Origin of the sequence: Psychromonas antarctica (assembly GCF_022267535.1) — a bacterium.
Taxonomy (GTDB): domain Bacteria; phylum Pseudomonadota; class Gammaproteobacteria; order Enterobacterales; family Psychromonadaceae; genus Psychromonas; species Psychromonas antarctica.
Map to the genome: position 1 here is coordinate 1 of NZ_JAHNZV010000031.1, position 13,792 is coordinate 13,792.

Genomic DNA, 13,792 nt, shown 5'->3' on the forward strand with positions numbered 1-13,792 from the left:
AGCGCTTTATTGATTATTTTAACGAGAATTTAGCAAAACCATTTAAATGGACGTATAAAGGTAAGGCTTTGTCGGCTTGAACCAATTATGAACATTATCACACGGACTTATGAATCGAGGTACTAGTTTAAACTCGCCGGAGTATACAATAGGAACTAACTCCTCTTTTTTATCAAGTACAAGCTTGATTGCTTCAGCCATGGCGACACCACTATCATCATTCATGCGCATCACAGTGACATCCAATTCACCCTTAGCTAAAGCTTGTAACTCCATCGTCCCGCCTCCCCAGCCGTTAACTTGAATATCCTTGCGGCCTAGAATCTGCAGTGCTTTGCTGGTACCAATGGCAATATCAGTTGAACTTGCGTAAATAAAATCAAGATTTGGATGCAGATCAACTAAATTGATCGTGTTGTTGCGAGCAGAGCCTAGGGTTGCGTCGCTATAAAGATGGCTTAGCAGTTCGAAATGGTGGGTTTTTGCCATCATGGTAATAAAGCTTTTGCCTCGTACCTCACTGATATAACCGGGATAGTAGTCATTAACTGCAAATTGAGTTGTGTCGGGAAAGGTTTCCATAAAGTACTGTGCAAGCATTTTAGTGCCCGTTTGGTGATCAAAACCAACATAAAGCAGCGGCTTATTTTTGCCTGGGGATTTTAATGGCGCGGTCACATTATCAAGTATTAAACGGGTCTTTTTGTTATTTAGAATGTGCTTGATAGCGTCAGTGCTTGAAGCCATATCCAGTGTCAACACAATAAAATCTGGATCCTTAGACAGGGCATTTTCCAGAAGTTGCAGTCTTTTTGTTTCACTGCTGTTCACTTTGATATCATGAGTTTTTAATGTGTATTTTATGGCCAATTCATCTAAACGGTCAGTAAAAGCCAGTTGGTTGCGCCGCCAATAATCAGAAAGCTGGCGGGAAGGCGTGATCAAATAGATAAGAATCGGTTTATCTTGCACGGTAGACAAAGGGACCGGCGGATTTCTGACTATATCCGCAAATGACTTACTAAGTTCTTTTTGAGCTGGGTATTTCTGCCAGTATTCGTCAAGCCGCCAGAAATCAGACTGAGCATGAGGCTGTGCACTCAATAACAAGGCGAACGATAACAGGCTTACTCTGAACATAACTTGTTCCTCATCGCTATTTTATGAGGGGAAACCGTGCAATATCAAGAAAGCAGATATTGCAAAATAGGGGCTAAACCCGTATCAATATTTTTTATTTATATTTCTATTTTTGTGTAGTCAATTTTATAGGATGAAGAGATCTATTAATAGCTGAAGTTGAGGGGAAACAGTATGCTGCATCACGTTATGAATATAACCTTCTGTTGCCAACACAAGCACCACTGTATTGGCAACGTGACCGAGGCGTTATATTCGTCATCGTTTCTTCGCTGGTGGTATAACTTGCATGGTGGTCTTTTCTCTAACAATTAATCTTGTCACTGATTTTACCGGTTATTTTCTGTCGTGGGGTACGCAGAGCATAGCAGTACGATAAAAAACCCGCCATTGTCAATAAGCGAAAATAAAAGTGACAATTTTTATTCAAATAACGTCTTTTTAATATATCGTTCCTATTTATTTGGCGTATGCTAAAGGCGTTAGCTGAGGGATTCCCAATCCCGCCTAATCATTGTGCTTTAGGTGCGATGAATACACATCCAGTAAAGCGATACCACTGTCATAAAGGATAAAAATCATGGCTAAAGGACAAGATTCACAGAAATCAGAAAAGAAAAAATCTGAAAAAACAATGAAAGAAAAACGCAATGAAAAACGGGAGAAAAAAGCTAACAAGGGTAAAATTTAACGTTTCATGTTAGTTTTTTAATCGTTAATAAGGCTAATTAGTGACTTCCTAGTTAGCCTTAATTGCCTTAGTATAAGAATCAGTTATCCGAACTCTGATAAGGCATTTTCAGGTGTCATGGGTATAAGGACTATTTTAATCGACGTCTTATATGCGCCTGCTAATTTTCTGTACAGGGAAATTAGGTGGCAATGCCGACTAAAACTAAGGGTTTTTATGTATATACAATTTTCACGTTTAATAGCGATATCGCTGGTCGCTTTATCTACTCTTTCTGCATGTGCAACGTCACCAACTGGTCGACCTCAAGTTCTACTTTTTTCTGCTGGTGATATGTCACAACTGGGCGCGCAATCCTTTGCCGAATTAAAAAAACAGGAAAAAATCAACCTCGATGAAAACATTAATCAATATGTGCAGTGTGTAGCCCAAGCCATTACTAGTCGTTTAACGCCAGATCCCAAGTTTAGCAAATGGGAAGTGGTGGTTTTTGATAGCAAGCAGGTGAATGCTTTTGCACTCCCTGGCGGTAAAATTGGTGTCTATCAGGGGCTGCTCGATGTGGCCAGTAATCAGGATCAGTTGGCCACGGTGATAGGCCATGAAATCGGTCATGTCATTGCGCAGCACGGTAATGAGAGAATGTCGCGTAGTCAGTTAGCTGATGCTGGCTTGCAGCTCTCAAATAGTGTATTGAGCGGTAACGAGTATCAAGGGATCGCGATGGCGGGACTCGGATTAGGTGTGCAGTACGGCATATTAATGCCTTATGGACGCACTGATGAATCTGAAGCCGATATTATTGGTTTACGATTGATGGCGGAAGCCGGTTTTGATCCCAAGCAAAGTGTTGAGTTGTGGAAAAATATGGCTAAAGCATCGGGGGGCAACCAACCCCCTGAATTATTATCAACACATCCCTCGCATTCTACACGCATCGATGAGCTACAAAAAGAGATAGCGAAATTGCCCACCACTTCAGTGCGCCGTGTAAATTGCAAAATGTGATTTTTTTATAGCCATGATATACGAAGATGTTTAATCAGGACTCAGCTCGGAAACTCGGGCTGCAGCAAGTATTTAGAACAATTGTTTGTGTAACTTCGATTGGCATTGGTCGCTGTAAATGCAAGCATTTATCTAATGCAGCAACGCAATACTGGCTTTGGATCTTATTCTCTATCTTGGGCGTATATAACAAACAACAAAAAAGCGCCTGAGGGCGCTTTTTTAAGTACTAATATCTGGTCGGGATTGATTTACTTCCCCCACTTGAAGTTAGGTATAACGTGAATACAAATCAGTGTATTTAGTATTATTTACTTTCAATTTTCAAACCCGGGGTAAAGGCTGATACACGTCGGTTTAGGGATTGTCCTTCGGCATTTTTGTTGCTTGCTCTTGGTTGTAGTTCACCACGACCAGATTGATTGATGCGGCTTTTATCAATGGCAAATTTAGTCGCTAAATAATCTGCAATTAAGGCGGCACGTTGTTCAGATAGTTTCTGATTATATACTTCTGAGCCGCGACTATCGGTATGGCCTACAACAAAAAGCTGCGCATCAGGATAATCGACAAGGTGTTGTGCAATAGGTGCTAATTGGTCTAGGTATTTTTGAGGTAATTTACCACTGTCAAACTCAAAAGGTAATTCAATGGTAAGCGGTGCAATCTCAATGACTGTTGCTGTAACTTTCGCTTGAGGTTTTGCAACGACGACAGGTTTTTCCATAACGGCTTTTGGCTGCACAATGGCTGGCTCTTCTGGAAGCACCATTGGTGCAGCTCCCCAAGCATAGACTAGGCTTAAACCATAGAATTGAGTATCCCAATTAGTATCGATAGGAGCATCTTGAAGTTCGATATTGTTGTAGTACTGATACTCAAGACGTGCAGATACATTTTTATTGAAAAAGTATTCCATGCCCAGGCCCGCAGTCGCGGTCATACCATTATCATCGTAAGCAGACAATTGATCTTGGCCATCTGTGGCGTAATAGAAAACACCAGCTTTAGCAAACATTTGCAATGAATCGTTTGTGTATAAATTAAACTTTCCTACTAAATCAATACCTTGCTGCTCTACAGATGCAGATTCACTGAAACCAACGTCACCTAAATGAGTGTAACCTGTTTCGATACCGACCCAGCGGTTGATGTTATAGCCTAGAAATACGCCTCCGCCAATGTCTGTTCTGTCTAAATCTACGGGTGGGGAAATTGCTTTATCAGAAAAATCACTTGAGTATGTTCCCCCAAAACGAGCACCAACATACCAGGGATTGCCATTTTTAGCCGCGGTATCATCAGCAGCATTAACCGCGCCAGAAGCCAGTAATGCAAGTGGAAGTATATATTTTATGTTAGACATTATTTATCCTTAGCTTGTTATTTTTTTTATAATTACTTTTGTTTTGTTGTGAATAATCTAGTGTAGTCAAATTAATACGACTACACTCCAATGATATATCTGATTTAATATTAATCAAATAAAACATGATCTATATCATTATATATTTAATTTGGGGGTGGTATGTGGGTTAGTTTGTACCAAGGAAACCTCCGGTCTGATGTGCCCAAAGCTGTGCATAGATGCCTTTATCCGCGATAAGTTGTTGATGTGTGCCTTGCTCAATAATTTGACCTTTATCTAATATAATTAAACGGTCCATGGCGGCAATCGTGGATAAACGATGGGCAATGGCAATAACGGTTTTACCTTGCATCAACTCATATAAACTTTCTTGAATAGCGGCTTCAATCTCGCTATCCAGCGCTGAAGTTGCTTCATCTAAAACCAGAATCGGTGCATCTTTAAGTAGTACACGTGAAATGGCGATACGTTGGCGCTGCCCGCCGGAGAGTTTCACACCACGCTCGCCCACTTGCGCGTCATAACCAGTATTCCCCTCATTATCACTTAATCCCATAATAAATTGATGCGCTTGTGCTTGTTTGGTCGCATTGATCATCTCCTCATCGGTTGCATTGGGGCGTCCATAAAGGATATTTTCACGTACCGAACGATGCAGCAGTGAGGTATCTTGGGTTACCATGCCAACCTGCAAACGCAGACTTTCTTGCTGAATCTGATTAATATTTTGCCCATCAATCAAAATTTTTCCTTGTTCAACATCGTAAAAGCGTAACAGCAGATTTACCAGTGTCGATTTGCCAGCGCCGGATCGACCGACCAAACCTATTTTTTCGCCCGCCTTGATGTGTAAATTTAACTGTTCAATAACGCCACATTTTTCACCGTAATGAAAACTAACATTATCGAAGTGGATAATGCCTTTGCTTACTTGCAAAGGCGGGGCATCTTTTTGATCTTCGATGACATTGGGTTTAGCCAGCGTGGTCATACCATCTGTGACCGTGCCGATGTTTTCAAAGAGGGCGCTGAGTTCCCACATGATCCATTGTGACATGCCATTTAAGCGTAGCGACAAACTGATCGCAATCGCAATAGCACCGACGCTAATAGCGCTTTGCATCCATAGGCTGATAGCCAGTGCGGTAATAGCAAAAGCCAATATATAGTTAGAAATTTGTACCAAAACATTAATGCCGGTTACTAAGCGCATTTGTTTATAGACCGTTTCTAGGAAACCTTGCATTCCCTGTTTGGCGTATTGTGATTCTGAGTCGGTATGAGCAAATAGTTTGACGGTTGAAATATTGGTATAACTATCAACAATACGTCCGGTCATAGTAGATCGCGCATCGGCTTGTTGCGTTGCAACGGCTTTTAATCGTGGTATAAAATAGTATTGCAGAGCGATATAAACGACAAGCCAGACGGCCATCGGAATCGCTAAACGAATATCTGCTTTTGCCATCATCACTACCATAGAAATAAAATAGACTAGGATATAAACAATGACATCCAGCAACTTCATCACCGTCTCTCGCACGGCCAGAGATGTTTGCATTACTTTGGTAGCGATGCGGCCTGCAAAGTCATCTTGGTAAAAGGAAACGCTTTGTTTTAGCAGGTAGCGATGTGCAAACCAGCGAATGGACATAGGGTAATTGCCCAATAAGACCTGATGTACAATTAATGAGTGCAGCAATATCAATAGAGGGATAACAAGCAATACGAGAATTGACATCGCAATCAGTGTTGCCGACTCATCTTGCAATAATGTTTGCGGATTTTTCGTGATTAACCAATCAACAAGTTGCCCCATAAAGCCAAATAGAGACACTTCGAGTATTGCTAGAGTCGCAGTTAGAGCCGTCATCACCAGCAGCGCTATTTTGTAACCTTGTGTATAATGAAGGCAAAAGGCAATCAAAGTATCGGGCGGTTGTGTCGGCTCAGCATCGTTAAGCGCGGGAACTAATTTTTCAAAAAATTTAAACATTTAATTGCCTTTTTACTGCAGGTTATGCGACTGTTAATAGAGAAGCCGAGTAGGGAGAGTCAGTTGATGTTATTGGATATTAATTGCTTCAATAAACAAAACAAGTGGCCTGCTTATGTTATACCAAATCGACTCATTTAATATCCATTTATACTGATTAAACTGAAGACGTTGTTTGCATTCAGTTTTTATGTGTTTAACTATCTTAGATACAAGTGGCAAATGAATACAATGCGTATTACACGTTAAACGGTTTTGTAATTCAACACTAAGAGATAAAAAATGAATAAATTAAATACCTTACTGTTAGTCGTGATATGCACGCTATTAAACGCTTGCGGAGTAGAAAAAAAACAGCCACAAATGATTATCCCTCAGGTGCAGTTAGATGCATTAGATCAGGCTAAAAACATGCAAAATGAACTGCTTAGAATGCAGCAGCAAAAAGAAAAAACACTGCGCGAGCAAGGATTGCTGTAATTGCGAACTTTATATTAAAAAAAGTTGCGCCGCAAACAGCCTTGGTGCGTATCACTGAGCACTATTATTTATCAGCCTTATTGTAAAGAAACTATTATGAGACAACCACAGCCCGCTATTTTTTATATCGACTTACTGCGCTTTATAGCCGCATTTGCGGTGATCAGCATTCACGTTTTGGGGCCATTTCGCTACCTTTATGGTGACATCCCCGATTCAGATTGGCTAGCTGCGGCCGGCATTAATAGCATCAGTCGTTGGGCGGTGCCTGTTTTTATGATGATCAGTGGTGCATTGTTACTCTCCAATGAACGCGATTTTAATTGCGATTATTACCTCAAAAAAAGACTCGCTAAAGTGGTTGTTCCTTTTATTGGTTGGAGTCTGATTTATGCGCTGGCGGGTGGTTTTATTGCAGGAAGCTGGTCAAGTGCCGCTTCCTTTAAAATTATTGAAAACTCAACGAGCCATCCCGTTTGGTATCATTTATGGTTTTTCTACGATTTTATCCCGCTTTATTTTGTGATCCCTTTTTTAATACCACTGCTTAAAAAAGTCACTCCTGAATTGATCAAACTGTTGATCATAACTTGGATGCTGCTGCTTTTTATGAAGTGGCTGAAAGTGGACAGTTTTTTACTGCAAAATCTTATTTTATATACTGGTTACTTAATTCTTGGTTGGTATCTCTTTAATCGAGATAACAGCAGGCAACTTAAATATTGGCTGATTGCCGGTGTTAGCATGCTGCTGCTGAACTTCTTCGGCTCATGGCAGCTAGCCATTGAGGGCGATAAGTACAGCAGTTTTTTTATGGGTTATAAAACCCTCAATACAGCGGTTATTGCTGCAATGATATTTGTTTTAGCACAATGTTACGGGGATAGGGTTAAAGGAAAAGTACGCACATTGGTCTCCCTAATATCAAAATACAGCCTCGGGATTTATCTTCTGCATCCGCTATTATTGATTCCTATACGTGATCTCGATAATGGTTTTTACGCCTGGTTTTATTCAAATTGGCTTGCTATTCCGCTGCTAAGCGTTGTCATTCTGGCGATCTCACTGTTGTGCACTATTTTATTGGCTAAGATTCCATTTATTAAATGTTTAGTCCCTTAGGGGGAAATAATGCAGTTAAATTATTTACTATTAGGTATTGGCTTGCTGGGGAGCGCGCCACTTTATGGTAGTGACCCATTTTTTGATTTAGATAAGGAAATGGCTGTTTATCAGCAGCCGTCGTTACAATCGCAGTCACTCGAAAGTGAATTTAAGCGCTATATTCGCGATCAAGAAAAAGCCTATAAAAACTGGTTAAGCCAATATTTAAAAGAGTTTGATCAATTCCAAAATGAATTAGTGAATAAATGGGGAGAGGGCGACGTTTCACAAAAACAACGAAGCGTAGAGTTTAGCGACGATAAAAATGTCAAATCTGTTATCGATTATGAAAATGAGCAGGTAACAGTCGCGTTACTTGTTGATAAGAGCCTCTCTGAAATGGATGCAAAGCAAGCTGTTCGCTTAAAAGTGGACCAGTTATTGGCGGATAAAAAATCTAATCTCGCGCGTCTATTTGACGATAATCAACTTGTTACAACTGCGCATATTTCAATGAGCGATGTGCGTTATTCAAATAAGAAAAAACAACAGCTAAAAGAGCGAATTATTGAACAGACGCAAGCGCAGGTACAGGAGATAGATAAACAGGCGGATCGCGCGCAACTTCCTGACAGTCTGTTAACTGAAAGAGAGTCTAGGCTACTCTCTACACAAGCAAAAAAACAACTACTCGCGTCTAGCAAACGCCGTCTAAGTGCCGCAAATGAGCAGTACGATCAGGCCAGAGAACGCGCTGAGCAGGATAAAAAAATCGTATTATATACAGTCACTCTAGCAAAACACCTCTTAGCCAAACGCGCCGCAAAATATGCATCTTTTGCTGAAAGAGAGAGTCAAAATTTTGCTGTGCCGGCGGCATTGGTGATGGCTATTATGCATTCTGAGTCGGCTTTTGATCCGCTAGCCAAATCGGCTGTTCCCGCATATGGTTTAATGCAAATTGTGCCCACAACTGCGGGGCATGATGTTAACAAACTGCTGCGTAATATTGATCGGCCGATGGATAAAAAAGACCTCTATATTGCGGCCATCAATATTGAGACAGGTAGTGCTTATTTAAGCATTCTCGATAAGCGTTATCTGCGAGCGATAACCGATAAACGCAGCCGTCTTTATTGTACTATTGCGTCATATAATACCGGTGCTGGCAATGTTGCTCGCGCCTTTAACGAGAATGGTTCTCGTAATATTCGTCAGGCCGCTATCGTGATTAATAAGCTTTCTGCAACTGCTGTCTATGAGCGTTTAATGGTCAAACTCCCCTATGATGAAACGAAACATTATCTACAACGGGTTTATTCGCGTATCGCCCTGTATCAAACACCGAGTTAGGTCTATGGTTAGAGTTTGAGCGGCAAATAAATGAGGGGCTGTTATGAAAAAGAATGTTGGTGGGGTTGATCGTATTTTACGTCTTGTCGTCGGGTTAGTAATAGTTGGCGCGGGTTTCTATTTTCAAAGTTGGTGGGGCATTGTGGGTTTAATTCCTTTGCTGACTGCGAGCATCCGTTGGTGTCCTGCATATTTACCTTTTGGATTTTCTAGCTGTAATTATGATGGTGATAATTAACCTCAATTCTGGATAAGCTAAACGATACAGTACCGTTATTTACGCGTATTTCTGCGTTAAATCATCTGCCAATAACCAGTTATTGCTGCGATGATTCGCCTTGAACTACGCAAAACTAACAGCACTGTATAATATGTTTTTTAACTTGTTGATATTTAATCTGATTTCGCTTCCATTATCCAGAACTGAGGTCAAGTAATAAAGCTGACACTATTTCCACGTACTAAAAGCAGCTAGTCACAGTTGCAAATCAATGACGGCGGTGGCGGCCAAAAAAAGTCACTTTTCAACGGACAAAAAAATGGCAACCCCGTAAAGGTTTGCCATTTACCAATATTGATTTAGCCCAATATCAGGGCTGAAATTCCATAGCCAATTAAAGTGCTACGATATTCTCTGCTTGTGGGCCTTTTTGACCTTGAGTCAAAGTAAATTCTACTTTCTGGCCTTCAGCTAAAGTTTTGAAACCTTCGTTAGCGATCGCGCTAAAGTGAGCAAATACATCTGGACCAGACGCTTGCTCGATAAAACCAAAACCTTTACCTTCGTTGAACCATTTAACGGTTCCTTGTACTTTGTTAGACATAATAATATCCTGTTATTTTAATGTGAAATTGCCTTGGAAGGCTTGCATAGCATAAAAACAGACTGGCACTTAAAGACTACAGAGCGAGGTATTATTAATAAAACAACGTTATGGAGAATGTAAACAAAAGGCTTTATTTCTTGCTGGCAGGCACTATATAACAGATAAAATAAAAATCAAGTTGTGATCAGTAAATGAACACGTGACGATACAAAAAAGGCATTGTAAAATTTAATGTTGGCGGGCTTATTAGATCTTACTTCGCTTAATCTAAGATGGATCTTGTGGCTTAGAATTGGCCCTCCCATTTAAATTTCGGAATGATCAACAAACAGATACTTATGACTATCTTCTGGCGTAATGAAAGCGGAATCCTGATCCATGTTTAACCACTTACCAACGCCTTTAATAATTTCACCTTTTTCCATTAGTGCTTGTAATGCGTTTTCAAGTATAGCTAATAACTCAATATTTCCTTTCTTTACGGCAATGCTAACGGGACTACCCACTTCCATTTCAGCAATAATTTTAATATCAACATGGAGTTCTTTAGCAAGATAAAGACCCACTGCTTTAGGAGCGATCATGGCAACAAATTCACCACTTTGTAATAAACGCATGGATAATTCTTTGCTTTTTGTTGATTTAATCCGTATTTTTTTTCGCAAGTTATTTTTTTCTAAGAAAAACTCTACAGATGAGTGCTTGTCTCCGGTAATTTTATGGCCTATTAAATCTTCTATTTTAGTAATATTGTGACTACTTCTGAGTGCAAAGATCACTATTTTTCTGCTGTAGTAAGGTGAGGTAAAATCAAAGAACTTTTCCCTTATACTATTTTTCTCCATGCCAGCAATGCAATCTAAATTAGGGGTGAAACGTAATGTAGCGATAGCGTCATCCCAATCCATCTGCTGTAGTTGTAATTGTTTTTCTGCTGCTTGAAAAACTAAACGTATAATATCGACGTCTAAACCTGCAATTTTATTATCTTTATCTTTAAATTGATAGGGTGGGTAACCACTGGCTAATCCACATATATAAGGTTTTATTTCATCAGCAAAAGATGATGACTGCATTTGAACAAGCAGTGAAATAAATAGAAATAAGATGCTTTTCACCATCATGACGAGGGCATTCCTTGTGAAGGATAATATGTTTACATTCGCCATTTTTAAAAGATAAAGGGGCTTCTGATACTCATAAAAAATGGCTAAGATAAGCGAATTTTAACATTAATGCTCTTTGATATCGCTGTATTTTAAGGTGAATTAGGAATGTTATTTGAAGATCTCTGTTCATTTTGCTTGCCAAGTCCTTTTGATGTTTATCAAATTCACAAGTGATACTTTTGCGATACGAACTTAAACAGTTATTTGTGTTAATTGAAATGCTATAACAGCAGTACATACCGCTTGATATTGCGTAAGTTATTTTAAGTCACTCATCATTTTTTCAGAAATAATATTAATTTAGCCGCTTTTACTGTAATGTGTTATGCATTATTAAGGTTTTTTAAGTGATATTGTAATGACTCAAGAAGAACGTTTATGCGCTCAGCATGTATTACTGTTAGCCCGTAAAAAATTGACCAGTGAACAGATATGTCAACATTTTGATATATCTCGAGACTCTGCGCGACGTGATTTAATCAAACTCGGTAGCTTAGCGGATGTACAACGAATTCGTGGCGGCGCAATATTAGTCCCCGTACAGGGCAAAGTATTACCCTACTTGCAACGGGAACAGATGAGTGCGGCTAAAGTCGCGATGGGCAAAGCAGCTGCAAATTTGGTCAATGAAAATGACTTTATTATTATTGATAGCGGAACAAGCTTAACGGCGATGGCAGCACATTTAGTCATTCCTGCGACGGTGGTGACTAACTCTATTGATTGTTTGGCATTATTAGCCGAGCAGGAAAACATCAATGTACACCTGTTAGGCGGAAAGCTAAATCATTACCACAGAGCTATTTTAGACCCTAAGGCAGTTAAACAATTATCAACATATCAAGTTAACAAACTGTTTTTAGGTGTCTGTGCACTGTCTGAATCGGGCCTGTCAACGTCCAGTGAAGAAGAAGCCGATATCAAAAAAACCATGATCCGACAAGCGCAGCAGGTTATCTTGGTGTGTGACAGTAGTAAATTTGAGCAGCAGAATTTCCACCGTATTTGCGCTTTAGATAAGATAGATACCATCATTACAGACCAATACCCCGCTCAGAGGCTGTTTACTTTGATTAACCAACTGGGAATAGAGCTGCTGGTCGTCAACGAAAACAATAAAGGAGAGCAAAATGGGTAATAAAATAGATGCGCGTATGATTAAAACGGCCATCGTTGGTTATGGGTTCTCTGCAAAAACTTTTCATCTTCCTTTTGTGGATGCACTACCTGAATTTGAGGTGTCTGCCATTAGCAGCTCTCAAGCGCAAGTCGTTAAGCAAGACTGGCCCAATGCAGCGCATTATTTTACAGCAGAGCAGATGTTGCAAAATAGTGACGCTCAGTTAGTGATTATTACCGCGCCAAATGATGTACATTTTTCACTCGCTAAATTGGCACTGGAAAATAATAAACATGTCATATTAGAAAAACCTTTTGTGACTAAAATCGCCGATGGTGAGGCTTTGATCGCCTTAGCGAAAGAAAAAGGTCTGATCTTAAGTGTCTACCACAACCGCCGCTGGGATGGTGACTTTTTGACGGTTAAAAAATTAATAGCAGAAAATAAACTGGGTGGAATTAAACATTTTGAATCTCATTTTGACCGTTTCCGGCCCACCGTGCTGCAACGTTGGCGTGAGTCCTCACAAGATGGCGGTGGTATATTATTCGATTTGGGGCCGCATCTGATAGACCAAGCATTACAATTGTTTGGTTTGCCGGAAGCTATTACTGCACAGTGTGAAATGATGCGCGAAGGATCAACTAATATTGATTATTTTAATCTAACTTTGCACTACCCAGATAAGCTTGCGTTGCTAAATGCTTCGTTATTCTGCGCGGGACCCAACTTGCGATTTAATATTCAGGGGGATCTGGGAAGCTATAGAAAGTTAGGATTGGATCCGCAGGAACAAAAATTAAAAGCGGGTATTTTGCCGAATACGGTTGACTGGGGCCAAGAGCAGCAAGAACAATACGGTCACCTCTATTTTGCAGAGTCAGAGCAGCCACTGGTAAGCGAATGTGGTGGTTACCAACATTTTTACCTACAGATGGCAGATGCTATCCATTGTGGATCTCAACCGCCCGTATCAGCAGAGGATGCACTGTGGAATATTAGACTGATAGAACTGGCGATGGAAAGCAGTCGTTTAGGGAAAAAAATGAAGGTTAACTCATGAGTACACCTTATTTATTAGCTGATTTATTAGCTCAGGAAAGCGAATTACAGTTTGATCTCTTTAACAATCACACAGCATGGCAGTTAGGTTGTAAATTAAAAAAAACAGCGGAGGATAAAAATGCCGTTGTTGCCATTGAGGTGTACGCCTTTAATCAGATTCTATTTAGTTATGCCATGCCCGGTACTCAGGTGGATAATAGTCATTGGATAAAGCGCAAACGGGACACTGTTTTACGTTTTGGCCACAGCACCTATTATATTGGCCAATACAATAAAGCTAAAAATAGAGAGTTTGAACAACAGATGCATATTAATGCTTATGAGTATTGTGCACACGGTGGCGCATTCCCAATCAGAATAAAAAACTGTGGTTTAGTTGGTGTGGTTACCGTTTCTGGCCTTCCGCAGGAAGAAGATCATCAAATGGTGATTAATGCGCTCACTGATTTGATTTAGTAGACAGCAAAACA

At 40.1% G+C, this 13,792-nt stretch carries 13 protein-coding genes; 8 read left to right on the top strand and 5 right to left on the bottom strand.

Going from position 1 to position 13,792, the window contains the following annotated elements:
* Positions 1–42 precede the first annotated feature (42 nt).
* Positions 43–1,140: a substrate-binding domain-containing protein gene (locus tag KSO91_RS08910; protein WP_238742607.1), complete on the bottom strand. Its 1,098-nt coding sequence runs from the start codon at positions 1,138–1,140 to the stop codon at positions 43–45.
* A gap of 907 nt (positions 1,141–2,047) precedes the next feature.
* Between KSO91_RS08910 and KSO91_RS08915 the strand changes: the two genes are divergently transcribed.
* The gene (locus KSO91_RS08915) at positions 2,048–2,839 is read left to right on the top strand and encodes a M48 family metallopeptidase (protein WP_238742608.1); all 792 of its coding nucleotides are present in this window, start codon (positions 2,048–2,050) and stop codon (positions 2,837–2,839) included.
* A gap of 307 nt (positions 2,840–3,146) precedes the next feature.
* On the opposite strand, the gene KSO91_RS08920 is transcribed toward KSO91_RS08915, so the two are convergent.
* Together KSO91_RS08920 and KSO91_RS08925 are read right to left on the bottom strand one after the other, a co-directional pair.
* Positions 3,147–4,205, bottom strand: a complete 1,059-nt coding sequence (locus KSO91_RS08920) for an outer membrane beta-barrel protein (protein WP_238742609.1) — start codon at positions 4,203–4,205, stop codon at positions 3,147–3,149.
* 169 nt (positions 4,206–4,374) lie between these two features.
* Entirely contained in the window at positions 4,375–6,204 is a 1,830-nt protein-coding gene (locus tag KSO91_RS08925) for an ABC transporter ATP-binding protein (RefSeq protein WP_238742610.1), read from the bottom strand.
* Between the two features lie 282 nt (positions 6,205–6,486).
* Here KSO91_RS08925 and KSO91_RS08930 point away from each other — a divergent pair, with 282 nt between their 5' ends.
* The 4 genes from KSO91_RS08930 (at position 6,487) to KSO91_RS08945 (ending at position 9,379) form a co-directional block, all read left to right on the top strand.
* Positions 6,487–6,684 (top strand): hypothetical protein, encoded by a 198-nt coding sequence (locus tag KSO91_RS08930; RefSeq protein WP_238742611.1) that lies wholly within the window; start codon positions 6,487–6,489, stop codon positions 6,682–6,684.
* 96 nt (positions 6,685–6,780) lie between these two features.
* Entirely contained in the window at positions 6,781–7,806 is a 1,026-nt protein-coding gene (locus KSO91_RS08935; RefSeq protein WP_238742612.1) for an acyltransferase, read from the top strand.
* A 9-nt stretch (positions 7,807–7,815) separates the two neighbouring features.
* The gene (locus KSO91_RS08940; protein ID WP_238742613.1) at positions 7,816–9,141 is read left to right on the top strand and encodes a transglycosylase SLT domain-containing protein; all 1,326 of its coding nucleotides are present in this window, start codon (positions 7,816–7,818) and stop codon (positions 9,139–9,141) included.
* A gap of 43 nt (positions 9,142–9,184) precedes the next feature.
* On the top strand, positions 9,185–9,379 hold the full coding sequence (locus KSO91_RS08945) for a YgaP family membrane protein (RefSeq protein WP_238742614.1): 195 nt from the start codon (positions 9,185–9,187) through the stop codon (positions 9,377–9,379).
* 376 nt (positions 9,380–9,755) lie between these two features.
* Here the strand turns inward: KSO91_RS08945 and KSO91_RS08950 are convergent, their stop codons facing one another.
* Positions 9,756–9,965: a cold-shock protein gene (locus tag KSO91_RS08950; RefSeq protein WP_238742615.1), complete on the bottom strand. Its 210-nt coding sequence runs from the start codon at positions 9,963–9,965 to the stop codon at positions 9,756–9,758.
* A gap of 308 nt (positions 9,966–10,273) precedes the next feature.
* Entirely contained in the window at positions 10,274–11,092 is an 819-nt protein-coding gene (locus KSO91_RS08960; RefSeq protein ID WP_275113951.1) for a transporter substrate-binding domain-containing protein, read from the bottom strand.
* 403 nt (positions 11,093–11,495) lie between these two features.
* On the opposite strand from KSO91_RS08960, the gene KSO91_RS08965 reads away from it, so the two are divergent.
* Genes KSO91_RS08965 through KSO91_RS08975 form a run of 3 tightly spaced genes read left to right on the top strand, consistent with a single transcriptional unit; the run spans position 11,496 to position 13,778 of the window.
* A complete protein-coding gene (locus KSO91_RS08965) occupies positions 11,496–12,275 on the top strand; it encodes a DeoR/GlpR family DNA-binding transcription regulator (RefSeq protein ID WP_238742616.1) in 780 nt (259 codons plus the stop codon).
* Complete coding sequence (locus KSO91_RS08970; protein ID WP_238742617.1) at positions 12,268–13,320, top strand: oxidoreductase; 1,053 nt, start codon at positions 12,268–12,270, stop codon at positions 13,318–13,320. Before KSO91_RS08965 ends, KSO91_RS08970 begins: the two co-directional genes overlap by 8 nt.
* Entirely contained in the window at positions 13,317–13,778 is a 462-nt protein-coding gene (locus KSO91_RS08975; RefSeq protein WP_238742618.1) for a heme-degrading domain-containing protein, read from the top strand. Before KSO91_RS08970 ends, KSO91_RS08975 begins: the two co-directional genes overlap by 4 nt.
* Positions 13,779–13,792 lie beyond the last annotated feature (14 nt).

What these genes read in the sequence shown, in the direction of transcription:
- KSO91_RS08910 (WP_238742607.1), bottom strand. Translation starts at nt 1,140, where the DNA reads ATGTTCAGAGTAAGCCTGTTATCGTTCGCCTTGTTATTGAGTGCACAG.
- KSO91_RS08915 (WP_238742608.1), top strand. Translation starts at nt 2,048, where the DNA reads ATGTATATACAATTTTCACGTTTAATAGCGATATCGCTGGTCGCTTTA.
- KSO91_RS08920 (WP_238742609.1), bottom strand. Translation starts at nt 4,205, where the DNA reads ATGTCTAACATAAAATATATACTTCCACTTGCATTACTGGCTTCTGGC.
- KSO91_RS08925 (WP_238742610.1), bottom strand. Translation starts at nt 6,204, where the DNA reads ATGTTTAAATTTTTTGAAAAATTAGTTCCCGCGCTTAACGATGCTGAG.
- KSO91_RS08930 (WP_238742611.1), top strand. Translation starts at nt 6,487, where the DNA reads ATGAATAAATTAAATACCTTACTGTTAGTCGTGATATGCACGCTATTA.
- KSO91_RS08935 (WP_238742612.1), top strand. Translation starts at nt 6,781, where the DNA reads ATGAGACAACCACAGCCCGCTATTTTTTATATCGACTTACTGCGCTTT.
- KSO91_RS08940 (WP_238742613.1), top strand. Translation starts at nt 7,816, where the DNA reads ATGCAGTTAAATTATTTACTATTAGGTATTGGCTTGCTGGGGAGCGCG.
- KSO91_RS08945 (WP_238742614.1), top strand. Translation starts at nt 9,185, where the DNA reads ATGAAAAAGAATGTTGGTGGGGTTGATCGTATTTTACGTCTTGTCGTC.
- KSO91_RS08950 (WP_238742615.1), bottom strand. Translation starts at nt 9,965, where the DNA reads ATGTCTAACAAAGTACAAGGAACCGTTAAATGGTTCAACGAAGGTAAA.
- KSO91_RS08960 (WP_275113951.1), bottom strand. Translation starts at nt 11,092, where the DNA reads ATGATGGTGAAAAGCATCTTATTTCTATTTATTTCACTGCTTGTTCAA.
- KSO91_RS08965 (WP_238742616.1), top strand. Translation starts at nt 11,496, where the DNA reads ATGACTCAAGAAGAACGTTTATGCGCTCAGCATGTATTACTGTTAGCC.
- KSO91_RS08970 (WP_238742617.1), top strand. Translation starts at nt 12,268, where the DNA reads ATGGGTAATAAAATAGATGCGCGTATGATTAAAACGGCCATCGTTGGT.
- KSO91_RS08975 (WP_238742618.1), top strand. Translation starts at nt 13,317, where the DNA reads ATGAGTACACCTTATTTATTAGCTGATTTATTAGCTCAGGAAAGCGAA.